19 protein-coding genes are annotated in these 21,102 nt (G+C 71.0%); 6 read left to right on the top strand and 13 right to left on the bottom strand.

The genetic code is table 11. From position 1 onward, the window contains the following. Positions 1 to 198: 198 nt before the first annotated feature. Positions 199 to 1,233 (bottom strand): recombinase RecA, encoded by a 1,035-nt coding sequence (gene recA, locus CSC62_RS16465; RefSeq protein WP_162407768.1) that lies wholly within the window; start codon positions 1,231 to 1,233, stop codon positions 199 to 201. A 170-nt stretch (positions 1,234 to 1,403) separates the two neighbouring features. Next, complete coding sequence (gene lexA / locus CSC62_RS16460) at positions 1,404 to 2,057, bottom strand: transcriptional repressor LexA (protein ID WP_162407767.1); 654 nt, start codon at positions 2,055 to 2,057, stop codon at positions 1,404 to 1,406. Positions 2,058 to 2,158: 101 nt separating this feature from the next. On the opposite strand from lexA, the gene CSC62_RS16455 reads away from it, so the two are divergent. Beyond that, on the top strand, positions 2,159 to 2,776 hold the full coding sequence (locus tag CSC62_RS16455; protein ID WP_162407766.1) for a hypothetical protein: 618 nt from the start codon (positions 2,159 to 2,161) through the stop codon (positions 2,774 to 2,776). Next, positions 2,776 to 2,988, top strand: coding sequence for a helix-turn-helix domain-containing protein (locus CSC62_RS16450; protein ID WP_162407765.1), 213 nt, complete (start codon positions 2,776 to 2,778; stop codon positions 2,986 to 2,988). The genes CSC62_RS16455 and CSC62_RS16450 overlap by 1 nt, the downstream gene beginning before the upstream one ends. 6 nt (positions 2,989 to 2,994) lie before the next feature. On the opposite strand, the gene ubiB is transcribed toward CSC62_RS16450, so the two are convergent. The 4 genes from ubiB to CSC62_RS16430 all read right to left on the bottom strand — a co-directional run bounded on the left by ubiB (position 2,995) and on the right by CSC62_RS16430 (position 9,249). Continuing rightward, positions 2,995 to 4,677, bottom strand: a complete 1,683-nt coding sequence (gene ubiB / locus CSC62_RS16445) for a 2-polyprenylphenol 6-hydroxylase (RefSeq protein ID WP_162407764.1) — start codon at positions 4,675 to 4,677, stop codon at positions 2,995 to 2,997. Next, the gene (locus CSC62_RS16440) at positions 4,677 to 5,171 is read right to left on the bottom strand and encodes a CinA family protein (RefSeq protein ID WP_162407763.1); all 495 of its coding nucleotides are present in this window, start codon (positions 5,169 to 5,171) and stop codon (positions 4,677 to 4,679) included. The genes ubiB and CSC62_RS16440 overlap by 1 nt, the downstream gene beginning before the upstream one ends. Before the next feature lie 130 nt (positions 5,172 to 5,301). Beyond that, complete coding sequence (locus CSC62_RS16435) at positions 5,302 to 7,905, bottom strand: TonB-dependent receptor (protein WP_246194514.1); 2,604 nt, start codon at positions 7,903 to 7,905, stop codon at positions 5,302 to 5,304. A gap of 246 nt (positions 7,906 to 8,151) precedes the next feature. Next, positions 8,152 to 9,249: a cation diffusion facilitator family transporter gene (locus tag CSC62_RS16430; protein WP_246194512.1), complete on the bottom strand. Its 1,098-nt coding sequence runs from the start codon at positions 9,247 to 9,249 to the stop codon at positions 8,152 to 8,154. A 115-nt stretch (positions 9,250 to 9,364) separates the two neighbouring features. Between CSC62_RS16430 and mutS the strand changes: the two genes are divergently transcribed. Then, positions 9,365 to 11,992 (top strand): DNA mismatch repair protein MutS, encoded by a 2,628-nt coding sequence (gene mutS / locus CSC62_RS16425; RefSeq protein ID WP_162407762.1) that lies wholly within the window; start codon positions 9,365 to 9,367, stop codon positions 11,990 to 11,992. Positions 11,993 to 12,030: 38 nt separating this feature from the next. Here the strand turns inward: mutS and CSC62_RS16420 are convergent, their stop codons facing one another. Further along, on the bottom strand, positions 12,031 to 12,654 hold the full coding sequence (locus tag CSC62_RS16420) for a glutathione S-transferase family protein (RefSeq protein ID WP_162407761.1): 624 nt from the start codon (positions 12,652 to 12,654) through the stop codon (positions 12,031 to 12,033). 67 nt (positions 12,655 to 12,721) lie between these two features. Then, positions 12,722 to 13,414: a helix-turn-helix transcriptional regulator gene (locus CSC62_RS16415; protein ID WP_162407760.1), complete on the bottom strand. Its 693-nt coding sequence runs from the start codon at positions 13,412 to 13,414 to the stop codon at positions 12,722 to 12,724. Positions 13,415 to 13,565: 151 nt separating this feature from the next. Here CSC62_RS16415 and CSC62_RS16410 point away from each other — a divergent pair, with 151 nt between their 5' ends. From CSC62_RS16410 to CSC62_RS16400, 3 genes are all read left to right on the top strand, one after another. Continuing rightward, on the top strand, positions 13,566 to 14,618 hold the full coding sequence (locus tag CSC62_RS16410) for a cytochrome-c peroxidase (protein ID WP_162407759.1): 1,053 nt from the start codon (positions 13,566 to 13,568) through the stop codon (positions 14,616 to 14,618). A gap of 223 nt (positions 14,619 to 14,841) precedes the next feature. Then, positions 14,842 to 17,091, top strand: coding sequence for a catalase/peroxidase HPI (gene katG / locus CSC62_RS16405; protein WP_162407758.1), 2,250 nt, complete (start codon positions 14,842 to 14,844; stop codon positions 17,089 to 17,091). Between the two features lie 142 nt (positions 17,092 to 17,233). Further along, positions 17,234 to 17,839 (top strand): DUF937 domain-containing protein, encoded by a 606-nt coding sequence (locus CSC62_RS16400; protein ID WP_162407757.1) that lies wholly within the window; start codon positions 17,234 to 17,236, stop codon positions 17,837 to 17,839. 48 nt (positions 17,840 to 17,887) lie between these two features. Here CSC62_RS16400 and CSC62_RS16395 read toward each other — a convergent pair whose 3' ends face one another. The 5 genes from CSC62_RS16395 to rpsP form a co-directional block, all read right to left on the bottom strand. Continuing rightward, positions 17,888 to 18,298, bottom strand: coding sequence for an RNA-binding S4 domain-containing protein (locus tag CSC62_RS16395; protein WP_162407756.1), 411 nt, complete (start codon positions 18,296 to 18,298; stop codon positions 17,888 to 17,890). Between the two features lie 151 nt (positions 18,299 to 18,449). Then, entirely contained in the window at positions 18,450 to 18,845 is a 396-nt protein-coding gene (rplS, locus tag CSC62_RS16390; protein WP_162407755.1) for a 50S ribosomal protein L19, read from the bottom strand. Between the two features lie 166 nt (positions 18,846 to 19,011). Continuing rightward, the gene (trmD, locus tag CSC62_RS16385) at positions 19,012 to 19,788 is read right to left on the bottom strand and encodes a tRNA (guanosine(37)-N1)-methyltransferase TrmD (RefSeq protein ID WP_162407754.1); all 777 of its coding nucleotides are present in this window, start codon (positions 19,786 to 19,788) and stop codon (positions 19,012 to 19,014) included. Between the two features lie 26 nt (positions 19,789 to 19,814). Then, a complete protein-coding gene (gene rimM / locus CSC62_RS16380) occupies positions 19,815 to 20,357 on the bottom strand; it encodes a ribosome maturation factor RimM (protein ID WP_162407753.1) in 543 nt (180 codons plus the stop codon). A gap of 37 nt (positions 20,358 to 20,394) precedes the next feature. Further along, positions 20,395 to 20,655: a 30S ribosomal protein S16 gene (gene rpsP / locus CSC62_RS16375; RefSeq protein WP_162407752.1), complete on the bottom strand. Its 261-nt coding sequence runs from the start codon at positions 20,653 to 20,655 to the stop codon at positions 20,395 to 20,397. Between the last annotated feature and the right edge of the window lie 447 nt (positions 20,656 to 21,102).

Genomic DNA, 21,102 nt, shown 5'->3' with positions numbered 1-21,102 from the left:
GCGGGAGGCTGGTTCATGCGGGGGAAACGCCTGGGCCGTGCCAGGTTACGGGCCTGCCCGGATATCGCAAGCGGCAAGGCGCCGGGTTGAAAGGAGATGTGCGCCGTCCCTGGCGCCTGCCCTCCTGGCCTTCAAGGACCGCTCCCCGTCGCCGCGCCACTGACAGCGCCGCGGCGGAGAGGCGGAACCCCATCCTGCTTACTCGTCGTCGCCGTCATCGCCCTCGTCGCGCGATGCCTGCTCGGGCTGGAACTTCTCGCGCAGCTCGGCCTCGAGCTTGGCCGCCACCGCCGGGTTCTCGCGCAGGTAGGTGCGGGCGTTGTCCTTGCCCTGGCCGATGCGCTCGGAGCCGTAGCCGTACCAGGCGCCGGACTTGTCGACCAGCTTGGCCTCCACGCCCATGTCGATCAGCTCGCCCTCGCGGCTGATGCCCTCGCCGTACAGGATCTCGGTGACGATCTGCTTGAATGGGGGCGCCAGCTTGTTCTTGACCACCTTGATCTTGGTCTGGTTGCCGATGATCTCGTCGCCCTTCTTGATCGCGCCGATGCGGCGGATGTCCAGGCGCACCGAGGCGTAAAACTTCAGCGCGTTGCCACCGGTGGTGGTCTCCGGGCTCTGGCCCGGCATCATCACCCCGATCTTCATGCGCAGCTGGTTGATGAAGACCACCAGGGTGTTGGAGCGCTTGATGTTGCCGGTCAGCTTGCGCAGGGCCTGGCTCATCAGGCGGGCCTGCAGGCCGGGCAGCTGGTCGCCCATCTCGCCCTCGATCTCGGCCTTGGGGGTCAGCGCGGCGACCGAGTCGATGACCAGGATGTCGATCGAACCCGAGCGCACCAGCATGTCGGCGATCTCCAGCGCCTGCTCGCCGGTGTCGGGCTGCGACAGCAGCAGGTCGTCCACGTTCACGCCCAGCTTGGCGGCGTAGATCGGATCCAGCGCGTGCTCGGCGTCGATGAAGGCGGCGGTGCCGCCCTGCTTCTGGCACTCGGCGATCGCCTGCAGGGTCAGGGTGGTCTTGCCCGAGGACTCCGGCCCGTAGATCTCGACCACGCGGCCCTTGGGCAGGCCACCGATGCCCAGGGCGATGTCCAGCATCAGCGAGCCGGTCGGGATGACCTCGACCGCCTCGATCGCGCGGTCGCCCATGCGCATCACCGAGCCCTTGCCGAACTGCTTGTCGATCTGGCTCAGGGCCGCGGCAAGGGCGCGCTTCTTGTTCTCGTCCATCTGGGTGTCCTCGGTGTCAGTGTGTGAGGGTGATTCTGGGAGGGCCCCGTCGCAAAGGCTGCGACGGCCGGCCGGGGATTCGAAACTAGGCCGTGGGACCGGCGGATTTCATCGCTGGCCGGCCTGCCGCCGGGTCGGAAAACGCCGCGCCGACCACCGGAAAGCCGGCATCAGCGATTGGGCCGGACCAGGCCGCAGTACAGGCCTTCGATCGCGAAGTCCTGGTCGGGCAGCACCTCGATCGGGGCATAGTCGGGGTTGCGCGGCAGCAGGCGGATGCGGTCCTTGCCGATCTTCAGCAGCTTGACCGTGATCTCCTCGTCCACCCGCGCCACCACGATCTGGCCCGAGCGGGCCTCGCGGGTGCGGTGCACGCCGATCAGGTCGCCGTCGAAGATGCCCTCGTCGCGCATCGAGTCGCCCTGGACCTTGAGCAGGTAGTCCGGCGAGGGCGAGAACAGCACCCGGTCCAGGACCACGAAGCTCTCGGCCGCGTGCGCCGGGGCGTCGGCGCCGATCGGCGAGCCGGCCGCGACCCGGCCCAGCACCGGCAGGCGCAGGGCGTCGTCGTTGACCGCCGGCGGCAGTTCCAGTTCGGCCTGCGGCGGGACCGGCGCCACCTTCAGGCGGATGCCGCGGGCCCGGCCCGGCAGGCGCTCGATCGCCCCGGCCGCCTCCAGTGCCTCCAGGTGGTACTGCGCCGCGCGCACGCCCTTGAAGCCGAAGGCGCGGGCGATCTCGGTCTGCGAGGGCGGCATGCCCTCGGCTTCGATCCGCTCGGCGATGAGGGCGAGGATTGCGTGCTGGGTGTCGGTCAGGTCCATGGTTAGTAGTAATACTACTAACGATCGATGGCGCGCAAGCTGCTTGACCTGAATCGAAATTAGTTTATGTTTTACGAAAAATTCTTCTTGGAGGGAATGGAATGTCTCAAGGAGCGAGCACGTTTGCGCATGCCACCCCGGAAGCGCTCATCCATCGTCATGGCCGCAACCTGATGCGGTTGACGGCCGCCGCAATGACCGCCGTGGCGCTGTACACGGTGTGGATGGCCAGCCTGCCATGGATGCAAGGTCTGCAACTCGACGATGGGCTGCAGCAGCATTACGGCCTGGTCATCGCCGATCCCGCTGCGCTGCATCCTGCGGTGAAAGTGCTGGTATCGCTGCATGACGCCATCCTCGGCATCGCCCTGCTGTTTCCGCTATGGATGCTGCATCGGCTCGGCCGGTGTTTCCGCCACACCAACGTGCTGGGCGTCAGAACCTCCATGGCGGTGCGGCATCTGGCCCACTCCATATTGGCCGGCCAGATCCTGCTGCAGGCACTGGCAGGTTTCTTTGTCGGGGTCGCCGGCGCGATCGCCAAGGTTGACGGATTCGAAGTGCTTCCGGCTTTTTCCGGCTACGACATCCACACGTCGTTCCTGGGCGTGCTTACCGAGATCCTGGCACCGCTCGTCGTCTGCATCACCCTGTACAGCCTGGCTTGGCTGATCCGGATCGGTGCCGAGGCCGCCGACGACGCCCGGGGCATCGTCTGATGCCGATCGTCGTCAACCTCGACGTGATGCTGGCGCGGCGCAAGATGCGGTCGAAGGAACTGGCCGACGCGATCGGCATCAGCGAGACCAACCTGTCGCTGCTCAAGCAGGGGCACGTGAAGGGGGTGCGGTTCGGCACCCTGGAGGCGATCTGCCGGGTGCTGGAATGCCAGCCGGGGGACCTGCTGGAGTACCGCCCGGAAAACGCCTGAACCTGCTCAGCGCCTGCCGCTGCGCCAGATCGACAGCAGGATCCACAGCCCGGTCAGGGCGGCGCCGACGAAGCCGAGCACGCCCAGGGCCAGCAGCCAGCGGCTGGGCACGCCGCCGCCGGCGCTGTGCATGACGATCGACGAGCCGATCACCAGCGCGGCGGTGACCACGCCCATGGTCAGGCGGTTGGCGGCGCGGTCGACCTGCTCGCCGAAGGCCTTGAGCGTGGTCACCTCCATCTGCATGTGCAGGCGGCCGCGGCGCGCGGCGCGCATCAGCCGGCGCAGCTCGCGTGGCATGTCGCCGGCCAGGTCCAGGGCGTCGAGCAGGCCGCGGCGGCCACGCCGGGCCAGCGCCCGCGGCGACCAGCGGTCCAGCAGCACCCGCTCCACGTAGGGACGCGCGGCGCCGGCCATGTCGAAGTCCGGGTCCAGCTGCCGGCCCATGCCTTCCAGGGTGAGGAAGGCCTTGACCATCAGCGCCAGGTCCGGCGGCAGGCCGAGGCCGTGGTCGCGCAGGATCGTGGTCACGTCGGTCAGCATCGCGCCCATGCGCAGGTCCTTCAGCGGCACCCCGCGGTACTGGTCGACGAAGGCGCCGATGTCGGCGTGCAGGCGCGACTCGTCGACCTCGCCTTCGCCCTCGCCCCACTCCAGCAGGACGTCGGCGACCGCGCCGGATTCGCGCTCCACCAGGCCGTGCAGCAGCTGCACGATCTGGTAGCGGCGCTGGGCCGAGACCCGGCCGACCATGCCGAAGTCGATCACCCCGATCCGCCCGCCGGGCAGGTAGAAGATGTTGCCGGGGTGCGGGTCGGCGTGGAAGAAGCCGTCCTCCAGCACCATCTTCAGCACGATCCCGGCGCCGGTCATCGCCAGCTGCCGGCGGTCCATCCCGGCCGCGTCCACCGCGGCCAGGTCCGGGCCGGGGATGCCGGCCAGGCATTGCTGGACGTTGAGGCGCTCGCTGGTCCATTGCCAGTACACCTTCGGCACCACGATCTCGTCGTGGCCCTCGAAGTTGGCGGCGATGCGCTCGGCGTTGCGGCACTCGGCGGCGAAGTCCAGCTCGCGCCGCAGGGACAGGGTGAACTCGTGCACGACCTGGGTCGGCCGGTAGCGGCGCAGGTCCGGGGCCTGGGCCTGCGCGATCTCGGCCAGGCGCGCGAGCAGGCGCAGGTCGGCCTCGACCGTGTCGCGGATGCCGGGGCGACGGATCTTCAGCACCACCGCTTCGCCGTCGGCCAGCCAGGCGCGGTGGGTCTGGGCCAGCGAGGCGGCGGCCAGCGGGACCTGCTCCAGGCGCGCGAATACCGCCTCGGGTTCGGCGCCGAGGTCCTCGACCAGCTGCGGCCGCACCCGCTCGAACGGCAGGGCCGGCACCGCGTTCTGCAGCTTGCCCAGCTCGGCGATCCACTCAGGTGGCAGCAGGTCCACGCGGGTGGCCAGCACCTGGCCGAGCTTGACGAAGGTCGGGCCCAGGTCCTCCAGCGCGCGGCGCACGCGCTCGGGCGGGGCCATGTGCGCCATCGCCTGCGGGTCGTGCCAGTGCAGCAGGCGGCCGGCCTTCTCCAGCGCCCCGGCCAGGCCGATCCGGCGGACCATGTCGCCGAAACCGTAGCGGATCAGGACCGAGGCGATCTCCTGCAGCCGGCCCAGGTCGCGGACGGTGCCCAGGGTCTCCCACATCACAGCAGGTCCGCGACGCCGGCCAGCGCCTTGCCCACGGTCTGCCGGCGCACCGCCTCGCGGTCGCCGTCGAAGTGGAACACCTGCGCCCGGGCGTAGCCGCCGCGCCGCTTCCATGCGATCCAGACCGTGCCCACCGGCTTGTCCTCGCTGCCGCCGCCCGGCCCCGCGATGCCGGTGACCGCCACCGCCACGCTGGCGCCGGAATGCACCAGCGCGCCGGAGACCATCTCGATCGCGGTCTCACGGCTGACCGCGCCGTGTTCCTCCAGGGTCTGCGGGCGCACGCCCAGCAACGCCTGCTTGGCCTCGTAGCTGTAGACCACCATGCCGCAGTCGAACCACTCCGAGGAGCCGGCGATGTCGGTCAGGCACTTGGCGATCCAGCCGCCGCTGCAGCTCTCGGCGGTGACCAGGGATTCGCGCGCGGCGCGCAGGCGTTCGCCCAGCGACTGGGCCTGTTCGCGCAGCTGCGCGTCGGAAGGGTCGGACATCGGGATCGGGGCAGACGGGGGGATGGCGACCGTTTTAGCCCAAACGCCGGCGCGTGTCTGCGGGCGGCGCCGAGTTGCCCCTTCCCCGCAGGAGGACCGCGCGGTGCCGGGGCACCGCGCGGCGCTCGCCTCAGTAGCGCACCCGCAGGGTCACCCCGTACAGCCGCGGCGCGCCGAGGAACGCGTTCCACGAACCGGACTGGATCGGCGCGTCGATGCCGACCTGCTTGTAGGTCTCGTCGGTCAGGTTCTGGCCCCACAGCTCCAGCATCCAGCGCTGGTCCGCCGCGCCGATGCCCAGGCGGGCGTTGACCAGGGTGTAGGCGTCCTGGGCCTTCTGCGGGTCCAGGTCCGAGCCGGTGTTGTAGTCGGACATGTACTTGGCGCCGATGTTGAAGCGGCCGGCCAGGCGTTCGCCGATGTCCCACTCGTAGGTCACCGAGGCGTTGCCCGACCACTTCGGCGCGAAGCTCATCTGGTTGCCCGGCAACAGGGCCAGGTCGGCGTCGGGCAGCGGATCGTCGCCGTACTCGGTCTCGGCATAGGTGAAGCCGCCCTGCAGGGACAGGCCGTCCACCCCGGTCTTCCACATCAGCTCGGCGTCCACGCCCCTGGAGGTCACCTCCGGGATCGAACGGACCACGAAGCTGGTGCCGAGGAAGCTGTTGAGCTGGAAGTTCTCGTAGGTCTGGTGGAACAGCGCGGCGTTGAGCAGCAGGTTGCCGCCGGCCCAGGTGGTCTTGGCGCCGATCTCGTAGCTGTCGACGAACTCGCCCGCGAACGAGGTGTCGTCCACCGGGACGATGCCCTGGGTGCCGCTGGACAGGCCGTTGGAGGACTGCACCCGGTCCAGGTTGAAGCCGCCGGCCTTGTAGCCGCGCGCCGCCGAGACGTAGGTCATCACGTCGTCGGACCAGTTGTAGGCCAGCTTCAGCGTGCCCGACCACTCCTTCTCGGTGCGCGACTGCGATACGTCGCGGCCGTTGTGGGCGACGTTGGCCCAGGGCAGGCACATGTAGCCGGCGATCGACGGCGCCACGGCCGGCACCAGTGCCGCCAGCAGCTGCTGCTGCAGGGGCGCCGGCAGGCTGGAGAAGCCGTTGATGCGCTGGGCCAGGGCCGCGCCGACGCGCGCGGCCGGGTTGGCCAGGGTCGCGCCGCAGGCGGTGCCGCCGTTGGGGTTGCTGAAGACCGAGCGCAGGTCCTTCTGCTCGCGGGTGTAGCGCAGGCCGATGGTCACGTCCAGGGCGTCGGTGGCGTGCCAGGTGTTGTTGGTGAAGATCGCCGCGCTGCGCGCCTGCTGGTCGTGGCGGTCCAGGGTGGCCAGGCCGGTGTAGTTGGTGCCATACGGGCGGCCGCTGACCTGCGACAGGAAGGTGGCCGGATTGGCCTGGTTGACCGTCAGCCCCATCGGCTGCAGTTGCGCAGCGATTCCGGCCAGCACCTGGCTGCCGACCAGGGTCGACAGGTAGGGCTCGTAGGCCGCGCCGTAGCGATAGGTCTCGTTGCGGTCCAGTTGCTCGTCCGAATAGAACAGGCCGACCATCCAGTCGACCTTCTCGGTCGAACCGGTCAGGCGCAGCTCCTGGCTGAAGGTCTCGAACGCGGTCAGCGACTCGTCCTCGTCCGGCGCGCGGTAGAGCACGTCGGCGGCGCTGTAGTCGAAGTCCAGGCCGTTGATCGACTGCCAGTCGCGCCAGGCGGTGATCGAGGTCAGGGTGGCGCCGCCGGCCCAGGGCGTCTCCCAGTTGATCTCGGCCTGCACGCCCTTGTCCTTGATGTCCTGCTCGGTGCTGCGGTTGGAGTAGGCCAGCCGCCGCTCCGGGTCCGGCACCGGGATCACGCCTTCCCCGCCCGGGGTCAGGGCGTTGATGATCGCCGCGGTCGGGCCACGGTGGGTGGTGACGGTGACGCAGCAGTTCTCCTCGCGGCTGGCGTAGTCGGCGGCGAGGGTGATGTCGAGGGTGTCGGTCGGCTCGAACAGCAGCTGGCCGCGCACGGTCTTCATGTTCTGGTCGCCGTCGTCGGTCTCCCGGCGCGGGCCGCCGCCGGTGCGCACCTCGTCCACCCCGTCGCGGCTGCGCAGGGCGGCGTAGATCCGCATCGCGCTGCGCTCGCCCAGGGCGTCGTTGTAGGCGCCGGCCAGGCCGACCGCGCCGTAGTTGCCGACCGTGACCTCGCCCTCCGCGCTCTGGGTGTAGCTGGGGCGGCGGGTGACCACATTGATCACGCCGGCCGAGGTGTTCTTGCCGAACACCGTGCCCTGCGGGCCCTTGAGCACTTCGATCCGCTCCAGCTCGCCCAGGTCGGTGAAGCCGACGCTGTTGCGCGGCCGGTACACGCCGTCGATGACGATGCCCACCGACGATTCCAGGCCGGCGTTGTCGCCGACCGTGCCGATGCCGCGGATGCGCGCGGTGGTCTGTGCCGCGCTCTGGGTGCTGGTCACGGTCAGGCCGGGCACCAGCACCTGCATGTCCTTGATGTCGCGCACGCCCGCGTCCTGCAGCAGCTGCTCGCCGAGCACGTTGACCACGATCGGCACCTCCTGCAAAGCCTGCTCGCGCTTCTGCGCGGTGACCGTGAGCGCCGACAGGGTGACCGGCTCCTTCGCTTCGGTCCCGGGCGCTTCGCGCGCCTGCTGGGCGCGTGCGGCCGGGGCGGCGGCCAGGGCCGAGAGTGCGGCGATCACTGCGATCGCCATTCCGGTGTACTGCAGATTTCCGCGTGCCATGTTCCTTCTCCCCAAGGATTTTTATGTAGGTGCGGTGCTGTCCGGCTGTCGCCGTGTTCTGCTTGCGTGCTGCGCTCTCTTCCTTCCGTGCCTGGTGCGTGGCGGGCGGCCCGCCGTTGCGTGCTTCGCGGGGCCCCTACATACGGGACCGTGTGTCCGCCCTCCGGACGTTATGGGAAAGCCGGTGCGGCCGCATCTTGCGATGCGGCGATACGCCCAGTCCCGTCCTGGGATGGGCGCGGCCGTTCAGGGATGCAGGCCCGGGCCGCAGCCTTCGCCGGCGCAGTCCCCGTCGCCCGCCGCCTCCATCTGCAGGGTGACATGGGCGATGCGGTGGCGGCCGGCCAGCAGTCGGGCCAGTTCGCGCCGCACCGCGTCGGCGTCGGCGCCGGCGGCCACGACCACGTGCGCGGTCATCGCCGGAGTGCTGGACGCCAGCGCCCACACGTGCAGGTCGTGCACCCCGGCCACCTGCGGGTGCGCCAGCAGGTCGCTGCGCAGCCCGGCCAGGTCGACCCCGCGCGGCACGCCCTCCATCAGCACGTTCAGCGCCTCGCGCGCCAGTATCCAGGTGCGCGGCAGCACCCACAGGCCGATCAGCACCGCCAGCAGGGGGTCGACCCACTGCCAGCCGGTCCAGCGGATCACCACCGCGGCCACGATCACCGCCAGCGAGCCGAGCATGTCGCTCCAGACCTCCAGGTAGGCGCCCTTGAGGTTCAGGCTCTGGCCTTGGCCGGCATGCAGCAGGTGCATCGCCGCCAGGTTGCAGGCCAGGCCGACCACGGCCACCGCCAGCATGCCCAGGCTGGCCACCGGCAACGGCGTGCGGAAGCGCTGCCAGGCCTCCCACAGGATCCAGCCGGCCAGCACGAACAGCAGGCCACCGTTGGCCAGCGCGCCCAGCGCCTCGAACCGGGCGTAGCCGTAGGTCCGGCGCGCGTCCGGCGGGCGTCGCGCCAGCCGCACCGCGACCAGGGCGATGGCCAGGGCCAGGGTGTCGGTGGCCATGTGCGCCGCATCCGACAGCAGCGCCAGGCTGTTGGTCAGCCAGGCACCGACCACCTCGGCCAGCAGGACCGTGGCTGTCAGGCCGAGCGCCCACCACAGGGGCCGCTCGAAGCGGATATCGCTGGGGACGTGGCTATGGCCGCCGGAACCGTGGTGGTGGCCGTGCGCGTGGTCATGTCCATGCCCCGCGTCGTCGGCATCGTGCTGCCCGTGGGCGTGGTCCGCGTGCCCGTGGCCGCGGTGGGAATGCGCACCGTGAGCGCCCTGCCCCGCACCTTCGCGGCCGGCATGCGCCTGCGGCGCCTGGCGCCCGGTATCGCGTTCGTGGTCCATGGCTGCGCACTATCCGGCCGGCCTGCGGCGGAGACTATTACATCGCCCCGCCTACAATCAGCGGCCCCTACAATCAGCGGCCCTTTCATCGCCGCAACGGTCCACCGCCGCACCGATGGCCAGACCCACCGCCAAGTCCGCAGACGCACCCGAACACACGCCGCTGATGAAGCAGTTCTTCGCGGCCAAGTCCGACTACCCGGACCTGCTGCTGTTCTTCCGCATGGGCGACTTCTACGAGCTGTTCTACGACGACGCGCGCAAGGCGGCGCGGCTGCTGGACATCACCCTGACCCAGCGCGGCAGCTCCGGTGGCGCGCCGATCCCGATGGCCGGGGTGCCGGTGCACGCCTACGAGGGCTATTTGGCGCGGCTGGTGGCGCTGGGCGAATCGGTGGCGATCTGCGAGCAGATCGGCGACCCGGCGCTGGCCAAGGGCCTGGTCGAGCGCAAGGTGGTGCGGATCGTCACCCCCGGCACGGTCACCGACGAAGCCCTGCTGGACGAGCGCCGCGACACTTTGCTGATGGCGGTGGCGCGTGGACGCAGTGGCTACGGCCTTGCCTGGGCCGACCTGGCCGGCGGCCGCTTCCTGGTCAACGAGGTCGAGAACGCCGACCAGCTCGAGGCCGAGCTGGCGCGGCTGGAACCGGCCGAACTGCTGGTCCCCGACGAGGACGGCTGGCCGCCGCTGGTGGCCGGCGCGCTGCGCCGGCGCCCGCCGTGGCTGTTCGATCCGGACAGCGGCCGGCGCCAGCTTTTGCGCTTCTTCGGCCTGCACGACCTCACCGGCTTCGGGATCGAGGACAAGCCGCTGGCGGTCGCGGCCGCCGGCGCCCTGCTCGGCTACGTCGAGGAGACCCAGAAGCAAAGGCTGCCGCACCTGACCTCGATCGCGGTGGAGACCGCCGGCGAGGCCATCGCCATGAACGCGGCCACCCGCCGCCACCTGGAACTGGATACCCGGGTCGATGGCCAGACCCGGCACACCCTGCTGGGCGTGCTCGATTCCACCGTCACCCCGATGGGCGGGCGCCTGCTGCGGCGCTGGCTGCATCGGCCCCTGCGCGACCGCGGCGTGCTCGGCGGCCGCCACCACGCGGTGGCCACCCTGATCGAGCGCGGCGCCGACGCGGACCTGCGCGAGCGCTTCCGCGGCCTGGGCGACGTCGAGCGCATCCTCACCCGCGTGGCCTTGCGCTCGGCGCGGCCGCGCGACCTGTCCACCCTGCGCGACGGCCTGGCGATGCTGCCGGCACTGCGCCAGGTGCTGGCGCCGCTGGATTCGCCGCGGCTGGCCGCTCTGGCCGCCGAGATGGGCCAGCACGACGAGACCGCGCACTTGCTGGCGGGCGCCGTCGCCCCGCAGCCGCCGCTGAAGCTGGCCGACGGCGGGGTGATCGCCGAAGGCTACGACGCCGAGCTGGACGAACTGCGCCGGCTGTCCACCCACGCCGACCAGTTCCTGGTCGACCTGGAGGCACGCGAGCGCGAGAGCAGCGGCATTGCCACCCTGAAGGTCGGCTACAACCGCGTCCACGGCTACTACATCGAGATCAGCAAGGGCCAGGCCGACAAGGCGCCGGTGCACTACACCCGGCGCCAGACCCTGACCGGCGCCGAGCGCTACATCACCGAGGAGCTGAAGGCCTTCGAGGACAAGGTGCTGTCGGCGCGCGAGCGCTCGCTGGCGCGCGAGAAGTTCCTGTACGAGGCGCTGCTGGACGAGCTCGACCTGCGCCTGGAGCCGCTCAAACGCTGCGCCGCCGCGCTCAGCGAACTGGACGTGCTGGCGTCCTTCGCCGAGCGCGCCCAGGCCCTGGACTGGTCGCGCCCGGAACTGGTCGAGTCGCCGTGCCTGCGGATCGAGCGCGGCCGCCACCCGGTGGTCGAGGCCGTGCGCGAGGAGCCGTTCGAGCCCAACGACCTGGTCCTGCACGCCGACGGCGGCGACAATCCCGACGTCCCGCCGCGGCGGATGCTGGTGATCACCGGCCCGAACATGGGCGGCAAGAGCACCTACATGCGCCAGAACGCGCTGATCGTGCTGCTGGCCCACATCGGCAGCTTCGTGCCCGCCGCGCGCGCGCAGATCGGGCCGATCGACCGCATCCTCACCCGCATCGGGGCAGGCGACGACCTGGCCCGCGGCCAGTCGACCTTCATGGTCGAGATGGCCGAGACCAGCTACATCCTCCATCACGCCACCGCGCAGTCGCTGGTGCTGATGGACGAGATAGGCCGCGGCACCTCGACCTACGACGGCCTGGCCCTGGCCGACGCGGTCGCCGGCCACCTGGCCACGGTCAACCGCTGCTGGACCCTGTTCGCCACCCACTACTTCGAGCTGACCGCGCTGGCCACGCCGGAGAGCGGGATCGCCAACGTGCATCTCGATGCGGTGGAGCATCACGACAAGAACGGGGGCGACACGCTGGTGTTCATGCACGCGGTCAAGGACGGCGCGGCCGACCGCAGCTTCGGCCTGCAGGTGGCGGCCCTGGCCGGCCTGCCGAACGCGACCCTGGCGCAGGCGCGGCGCCGGCTGGCCGAGCTGGAGCAGCGCGGGCGCCAGACCCACGCCGCGCAGATGGCGCCGCAGGCGCTGGACGCGCCGCAGCAGTTCGGCCTGTTCGCCGCCGCGCCCTCGGCGGCGCAGGAGGCGCTGGCGGCGATCGATCCGGACGAGCTGACCCCGAAGCAGGCGCTGGAGGCGCTGTACCGCTTGAAGGCGCTGCTGTAGCGGCCGGGCGCATCGCGCCCGGCCTGCAGGAGAAGCGCTCAGGCGGCAGGCTGCGCCGCCGCCAGCGCGTTGTCGCGGGCGTTGGCGGCCACGGCCGCCGGCCTTTGCACGTGGCGCGAGGCGTAGGCCTCGAACACCGGGTTCTTCTCCAGCGCGCCGATCATCATGTAGTAGTTGAGGCAGGCGGCCATGTACAGGTCGGCTGCGGTGAAGCGGTCGCCGACCAGGAACTCCCTGCCGGCCACCGCCTGTTCCAGGGTGCGCAGCACGTCCTCCTCGCGGCCGTAGCCGGCGCTGCGCGCCGTGGCCAGCGCGCCGGCGGCCTTGCCGGTCAACAGCGACTCCACCGGGCCGGCCAGGAAGAACAGCCAGCGGTAGTAGCCGCCGCGCTCCGGAGAAGCGGCCGGCGGCGCCAGCCGCTTCTCCGGCGCCAGTTCGGCCAGGTAGGCGCACACGGCCGCGTTCTCGGTGACCACGGTGTCGCCGTGGACGATCGCCGGCACCTTGCCCATCGGGTTGATCGCCAGGTATTCCGGCGACTTCATCGTGGTGTCGAAGTCCAGGACCACCTCCTGGTACGGCAGGCCGGTCTCCTCCAGCATCCAGCGGGCGATGCGGCCGCGGGACATGGGATGGGTGTAGAAGGTCAGCGGAGCGGTCATGCGCGGTTCCTTGCGTCGGAAAGGACCGCCAGTGTGCGTCCGCCCTGCTGACAGCCGCTGTCAGCAGTCACGCCGCCGGGCGGCGCAGGCGCTCGCGCTCCCAGCGCCGCAGCAAAGCGTGCCTGTGCTCGGGATAGCGGCGGCCGGTGTCCTCCAGCGACTGGACCCGGTCGGCGCGGAAATGGCGGAAGTCGGCCCGCGCCTCGCACCAGGCCGCCAGCAGGCGCATGTCGGCCAGGAAGGCCATCGCGAACGGCCAGACCACGCGCTCGCTGGCGCGGCCTTCGCCGTCGCGGTAGCGCATGCGTACCGCGTGGCCCTCGCGGATCGCGCGGCGCAGCACCGGCAGCCACGGCTCCGGCGCGGCCGGGCTCCATTCCGGGGCGAACAGGCCGCTGGTCTCCACCTGCAGGCGCAGCGGCTCCGGCAGCACGCCGGTGACCCGGTCCAGGGCGCGCCCGGCGGCGGCGGCCAGTTCCGGATCCGCGTGCGAGGCGACCCAGCGCGCGCCCAGCACCAGCGCCTCCAGTTCCTCGGCCGAGAACGTCATCGGCGGCAGCAGGAAGCCCGGCCGCAGCCGGTAGCCCACGCCCGGGTCGCCGACGATCTCCGCCCCCTGCGCCCGCAACGCGTCGATGTCGCGGTACAGGGTGCGCAGGCTCACTCCGAGCAGGCCGGCCAGCTTGGCGCCCTGCACCGGCGTGCGGCGGCGGCGCAGTTCGTCGAGCAGGTGCAGCAGGCGGGCGGCGCGGACGGTCATGGCGGAGGCGCGCGGGAGGTCGCCCAGCATAGCCGGCACGCGCGCGAAAGGCGCCGCCGCCGCGCGCCGGCGACGCCATTGATCGCGATCAAGATTCGGCCATCGCCGGCGGCGCATAACGGAGCCGTCCCCGCCAGCCGTGAGGCCCGCCATGCGATCCCGTTCCCTCGCCCTCGCCTGTTCGCTCGCCTTCGCCTCCGGCGCCGCTCCGGCGCAGGCGCCCGCCCTGTCCGACGCCGAGGCGCTGCGCACAACCGCCCAGGCGCTGTTCCAGCCGGTACCCGCCAGCGTGGGCCAGGCCCGCGGCGAAGCCATCACCGCCGAGCAGGTCGAGCTGGGCCAGTGGCTGTTCTTCGACCCGCGCCTGTCGCGCAGCCACGTCATCAGCTGCAACACCTGCCACAACGTCGGCACCGGCGGCGCGGACAACGTGCCGACCTCGATCGGCCACGGCTGGCAGAAGGGCCCGCGCAACTCGCCGACCGTGCTCAACGCGGTGTTCAACATCGCCCAGTTCTGGGACGGGCGTGCGGCCGATCTGAAGGAGCAGGCCAAGGGCCCGGTCCAGGCCAGCGTGGAGATGAACAACACTCCCGACCGGGTCGAGGCCACCCTGCGCAGCATGCCCGGCTACGTGCAGGCCTTCGGCCGCGCCTTCCCCGGCGAGCGCGAGCCGGTCAGCTTCGAGAACATGGCCCGCGCGATCGAGGCGTTCGAGAGCACCCTGACCACGCCGGACTCGCGCTTCGACCGCTTCCTCGCCGGCCAGGACAGCCTCGACGCCGACGAGCTGCGCGGGCTGTCGCTGTTCGTGGACAAGGGCTGCATCGCCTGCCACGCCGGGACCAACCTCGGCGGCCAGGCCTACCATCCCTTCGGCGTGGTCGAGCGCCCGGGCGCCGACATCCTGCCGTCGACCGACAAGGGCCGCTTCGCCGTGACCCAGACCGCCAGCGACGAATACGTGTTCCGCGCCGCGCCGCTGCGCAACGTGGCGCTGACCGCGCCGTACTTCCACAGCGGCCAGGTCTGGGACCTGCGCCAGGCGGTGGCGATCATGGGCAACAGCCAGCTCGGCCAGGAACTGGACGCCGGCGAGGTCGAGGCCATTACCCGCTTCCTGCACACCCTGACCGGCCGCCAGCCGCGGGTCGAGCACCCGGTGCTGCCGGCCAGCACCGCCGCCACTCCGCGCCCGGAATGACCGGCGACCGTAGCGGACCCAGGAACCTGACAATCGATAGCTTCCCGGTATCGCAGCAGTTCGATCATTCGATTTAACCAATCGAAATAGTCCCGTTATGGTGATGCCGTCTTTCAAACACGCGCATCATCCGTCGTCATCGGTTGGTGTCATGCATCGATCGACCCCGGCACGCCGGGGCCGCCCAGGCAGTTGCGCGCAACGCCCCAGGAGGAAGGAAGCCATGTCGAACGAAGAAAAGAAGTGCCCGTTCCACCAGACCGCCGGCGGCGGCACGCGCAACCAGGACTGGTGGCCGAACCAGCTGCGCCTGGACCTGCTCAACCAGCATTCGGAACGCTCCAATCCGCTCGACCCCGGCTTCGACTACGCCGCCGAGTTCAACTCGCTCGACTACCACGCGCTGAAGAAGGACCTGCGCGCGCTGATGACCGATTCGCAGGACTGGTGGCCCGCCGACTTCGGCCACTACGGCGGCCTGTTCATCCGCATGGCCTGGCACAGCGCCGGCACCTACCGGGTCGGCGACGGCCGCGGCGGCGGCGGCCGCGGCCAGCAGCGCTTCGCCCCGCTCAACAGCTGGCCGGACAATGTCAGCCTGGACAAGGCCCGGCGCCTGCTGTGGCCGATCAAGCGCAAGTACGGGCAGAAGATCTCCTGGGCCGACCTGCTGATCCTGACCGGCAACGTCGCGCTGGAGACGATGGGCTTCCGCACCTTCGGCTTCGGCGCCGGCCGCGAGGACACCTGGGAGCCGGACCAGGACGTGTACTGGGGCCGCGAGACCACCTGGCTGGGCGGCGACGTGCGCTACGCCCACGGCGACCCGGGCGTGGTCAAGCCGGGCGACGAGGCGGTGCTGGTCACCGACGACAAGGCCGACGGCGACGTGCACTCGCGCAACCTGGAGAACCCGCTGGCCGCGGTGCAGATGGGCCTGATCTACGTGAACCCCGAAGGCCCGGACGGCAATCCCGACCCTTTGCTGGCGGCCAAGGACATTCGCGACACCTTCGGCCGCATGGCCATGGACGACGAGGAGACGGTGGCCCTGATCGCCGGCGGCCACACCTTCGGCAAGACCCACGGCGCCGCGCCGGCCGACAACGTCGGGGCCGAACCGGAAGCGGCCGACCTGGAGCTGCAGGGCCTGGGCTGGCACAACCGCTTCGGCCAGGGCAAGGGCGCCGACACCATCACCTCCGGCCTGGAGGTCACCTGGACCCAGACCCCGGCCCTATGGAGCAACAAGTTCTTCGAGAACCTGTTCGGCTTCGAGTGGGAACTGGAAAAGTCGCCCGCCGGCGCCCACCAGTGGGTGGCCAAGGACGCGCCGGAGGACGTGCCGCACGCGCACGACGCCTCGAAGAAGCAGCGCCCGCGGATGCTCACCACCGACCTGTCGCTGCGCTTCGACCCGATCTACGGGCCGATCTCGCGGCGCTTCCTGGAGAACCCGCAGGCCTTCGCCGAGGCCTTCGCCCGCGCCTGGTTCAAGCTGACCCACCGCGACATGGGCCCGCGCTCGCGCTACCTCGGCCCGGAAGTGCCCAGGGAAGAACTGATCTGGCAGGACCCGGTGCCCGCGGTCGACCATCCGCTGGTGGAGGCCGCCGACATCGAGGCGCTGAAGGCGAAGATCGCCGCCTCCGGCCTGTCCGTGGCCGAACTGGTCTCCACCGCCTGGGCCTCGGCCTCGACCTTCCGCGGCGGCGACAAGCGCGGCGGCGCCAACGGCGCGCGCATCCGCCTGGTCCCGCAGAAGGACTGGGAGGCCAACAACCCGCCGCAGCTGGCCCGGGTGCTCAAGGCGCTGGAACGGATCCGGATGGAGTTCAACCTCGACGCCGAGGGCGGCAGGCAGGTCTCGCTGGCCGACCTGATCGTGCTGGCCGGCGGCGTGGGCGTGGAGCAGGCGGCGCGGGCCGCGGGCGTCGAGGTGACCGTGCCGTTCCGGCCCGGCCGCACCGACGCGCGCCAGGACCAGACTGACGTGGAATCGTTCGCGGTGATGGAGCCGTTCGCCGATGGGTTCCGCAACTACCTCAAGGCCCGTTCGACGGTGCCGGCCGAGCACCTGCTGGTCGACAAGGCCCAGCAGCTGACCCTGACCGCGCCGGAGATGACCGCGCTGGTCGGCGGCCTGCGCGTGCTAGGCGCCAATGCCGACGGTTCGGCCACCGGCGTGTTCACCGACCGCGTCGGCGTGCTCAGCAACGACTTCTTCGTCAACCTGCTGGACATGGGCACCACCTGGAAGGCGACCGGCCACAACAGCTTCGACGGCCAAGACCGCGCGACCGGGGCGAAGAAGTGGACCGGCAGCCGCGTGGACCTGGTGTTCGGTTCGCACTCGGTGCTGCGCGCGCTGGCCGAGGTCTACGCCAGCGCCGACGGCCAGGCCAGGTTCGTCGACGACTTCGTCGCCGCCTGGACCCGGGTGATGGAGCTGGACCGCTTCGACCTGCGCTGAGGCCCTCCCGCAGTCGTCCGCATCGACCCGGGCCGGAAGCGGCCCGGGTTTTTTCGTGCGCCGCGCCACTCCCTGCGGAAACTGCCGGCCGCCCGCCAACCGGCGTATCGTGGTCGCCCCGACCGGCATCAAGGACACCGCCATGAACCAGCCTCTGCTGACCCAGGAACTGTTCTCCCAGCTGCAGGGCGCGCCGCTGCAGCAGCTGTCGAGCCAGCTGGGCACCGACCCTGGGCAGACCCGCGACGCGGTCGCCGCGGCGCTGCCCCTGCTGCTCGGCGCGCTGGGCCGCAACAGCGCCCAGCCGCAGGGCGCGCAGGCGCTGTTCGGCGCCCTGCAGCGCGACCATGGCGGCGGCCTGGACCTGGGCGGCGTGCTCGGCGCGGTGCTCGGCGGCGGCGGTTCGCGCCAGACCGACGGCGCCGGCATCCTCGGCCACATCCTGGGCGGCGGCCAGCCGCGCGCGGCGCAGGCGCTGGGCCAGAGCACCGGCCTGGGCAGCGGCCAGGCGATGCAGCTGCTGGCGCTGCTCGCGCCGATCGTGATGTCGTTCCTGGCCAACCGCAGCAAGTCCCAGGGCCTGGATGCCGGCGGCCTGGGCCAGCTGCTGGGGCAGGAGCGCGAGCAGGTCCGGCAGCAGGCCGGCGGCGGCGTGCTGGATGCGCTGCTGGACCGGGATGGCGACGGCGATGTGGACGCCGGCGACCTGCTCAACCTGGGCATGGGCCTGTTCGGCGGGCGCCGCTGAGCGCAGACGGCGGCGCCGGGCCCGGATGAAGCCGGGAAACCCGAACGCTCAGAGCGCGTCGATGTCGCCCAGCGCCTGGATCAGGCGCCGGGCGCGCTTGTCGGGCTTGTGTTCCGGCGGGCGGTAGCCATCGCGCATCGCCGCCCGCTGCAGCCTGTGCTGCTCGCGCCGCGCCTTCGAGGCCTCGCTTTCCTCGTACAGCGCCTGCGCCACCGGCGCCGGCCCGCGGGTGTCGCTGAGGCCGCGCACGACCACCTCGAAACTCTCTTCGCCGCGGGTCACCTGCAAGGCATCGCCCACGCGCAGGGCGCGCGAGGACTTGGCCCGCTGGCCGGCCACGTCGACCTTGCCGGTCTCCACCGCCTGCTTGGCCAGGCTGCGGGTGCGGAAGAAGCGCGCCGCCCACAGCCATACGTCCAGGCGCACGCTGGCCTGTGGATCCTGCGCGGGTGGGGTCATGGTCGGGGGCATGGCGGACAGATGGAGGCGGCGGCCGCCCGATCAAGTGGGCGGTGTCCGCGGATTTTCCTGCAGGGACACTATCGGGAGGCGCCACAACGCGAACGGCCGCCCGAAGGCGGCCGTCGCGGGTGCATCCGGATGCCGACGATCAGCCGGCGGCCTTCTCGGCCTTGGCCTTGGCCACGGCGGCCAGGTCTTCCTTGATGCGGGCGGCCTTGCCTTCCAGGCCGCGCAGGTAGTACAGCTTGCCGGCGCGGACCTTGCCGCGGCGCTTCACGTCGACCGAGTCGATGATGGCGCTGTGGGTCTGGAACACGCGCTCGACGCCGTAGCCGTGCGAGATCTTGCGCACGGTGAACGAGGAGTTCAGGCCGGCGTTCTTGATCGCGATGACCACGCCTTCGTAGGCCTGCACGCGCTCGCGGTTGCCTTCCTTGACCTTGACGTTCACCACGACGGTGTCGCCCTGGCTGAACTTCGGCAGTTCGCGGGTGATCTGGGCGGATTCGAACTCCGCGATGATGGACTTGTTCAGCTTGCTCATGGTGACCGACTCTGGTTCGGGTGGGCGTGTCGTATCCGACAACTCGGGCTGACGCAGTCGCAGGATCGCGCTGCGCGTCTTGTTGTTCTGGGTCCTGTCCGGAAGACCGGCCGGGCGGAGCCGCCCGCAGGAACCGCGCATTCTAGCCGAATCCCCCGGGCCGTGGCTAGCGGACCGGTCGCTCTCCCTGGGGGCCGGCCTGCGGGTCGTCCTGCTCCCGCAGCCACTCGTCCAGCAGCTTGCGGTCGGCCCTGGACAGCTCGCGGCCTTCCAGCAGGTCCGGCCGCCTCAGCCAGGTGCGGGCCAGGGCCTGCTGCCGGCGCCAGCGGGCGATGGCGGCGTGGTTGCCCGAGCGCAACACCTCCGGGACCGTGCCGTAGAGGTGCTCGACCGGGTGGCTGTAGTGCGGGCAGTCCAGCAGGCCGTCCTCGAAGCTGTCCTCGGCGGCCGAGGCGGCGTCGTTCAGCGCCCCCTCCTGCAGCCGGGCCACGGTGTCGACGATCACCGCCGCACCCAGCTCGCCGCCGGACAGGACGTAGTCGCCGATCGAGATCTCCTCGTCGACCTCGGCCTGGAGCAGGCGCTCGTCCACGCCCTCGTAGCGGCCGCAGAGCAGGGCCAGGCGCGGCAGCGCCGCCAGTTCGCGGACCCGGGCCTGGTCCAGGCGCCGGCCCTGCGGGCTGAGGTAGACCAGGTGCGGGCGCAGCGGATCGGCCGCGCGCATCGCCGCCAGGCAAAGGCGCAGGGGCTCGACCAGCATGACCATGCCCGGGCCGCCGCCGAAGGTGCGGTCGTCGACCTTGCGGTAGTTGCCCCCGGCGTGGTCGCGCGGGTTCCAGCCGTGCAGCGACAGCAGCCCGCGCTCGCGCGCCCGCCCGGTCACGCCGAAGGCGGCGCACTGCTCGACGAATTCGGGGAACAGGCTGACGATGTCGATGCGCATGGAGGACCGCCCGTTGAAGCCTGCCTTCAGAACTCCGGATCCCAGTCGACCGTGATCGTGCCGGAATCGAAGTCCACCGACCTGACGTAGTCGGGCTGGACGAAGGGCAGCATGCGCTCGCGCTCGCCGCGCACCACCATCACGTCGTTGGCGCCGGTGGACAGCAGGTGCGAGACCTCGCCCAGGGCCACGCCATCGACGGTGACCACGCGCAGGCCTTCCAGGTCGACCCAGTAGTACTCGCCCGGGGCCGGCGGCGGCAGGACCTCGCGCGGGACCCAGATCTCGGTGCCGCGCAGGGCCTCGGCCGCATCGCGGTCCTCGCAGCCGGGCAGCGTGGCGACCACGTGCTTGCCGGTGTCGCGGCCGCGCGCCCCGCTCAGCTCGCGCTCGATGCCATTCGCGGCGCGCAGGGTCCAGGGCTGGTAGCGGAAGATCTGCGCGCGCGGCTCGGTCCAGGACTCGATCTTGACGTCGCCGCGCACGCCGAAGGCGCCCGTCACCCGGCCCATCAGGATGAGCTTGCGCGGCTCCTGCGGCGGGGTGGGACGCCCTGCGTCTTCGTTCATGCGAAGGGGGCCGCCGGCGTACCGGCGGCCAGGCCGGTCAGGCGGCAGCCGCCTGGGCCTTGGTCGCTTCCTTGTACAGGTTGCGGACCTTGTCGGTCAGCTGGGCGCCGTTGCCGACCCAGTGGTCGACGCGGGCGATGTCCAGCACGATGCGCTGCTCGTTGCCGGCGGCGACCGGGTTGTAGTAGCCGACGCGCTCGATGTTGCGGCCGTCGCGGGCGCTGCGCGAGTCGGTGACGATGATGTGGTAGAACGGACGCTTCTTCGCGCCGCCGCGGGTGAGACGGATCTTGACCATGGTGTCTTCGTGTTGCCCAGTCGCCAGGATGGCGAGGTAAGCCGGCGATTCTAGCCGATGCGGCGGGCGGTTGGAACCCGCCCCCTGTCCCGCGCCGTGTCCAGCCGGCGCCTTCCGCCCCCCACTGAGCGGCCTTTCGCCCCCCATGCATGACCAAAGTCATGCCATGGATGAAAACGGCTCTCGTATGATCGCCTGACACCCCCGTCGCACCCATGGACCGTGCCCTGCCGGGCCCGCGGCGGCCCCCTGCGGACCCGGCGGTGTCGCGCCTGCGACACCGGTGGAACCGCGCCCGCCCCTGCCGCTGTCTCTTTTACACCTATCCGAGCCCCCGCGACGGACTCCCATCTCGTATTCCGTCTTCTGCTTGACAAAAACAAACAGAATCGTACAAATAGATACACGTCACCTATACGAACAAAAATATCATGGAGGCTCTTGCGT

This window comes from Pseudoxanthomonas jiangsuensis (assembly GCF_010093185.1).
GTDB lineage: Bacteria > Pseudomonadota > Gammaproteobacteria > Xanthomonadales > Xanthomonadaceae > Pseudoxanthomonas > Pseudoxanthomonas jiangsuensis.
Note: the sequence above shows the minus strand (reverse complement) of the source record. Positions and strands in the feature narration are given on the sequence as shown.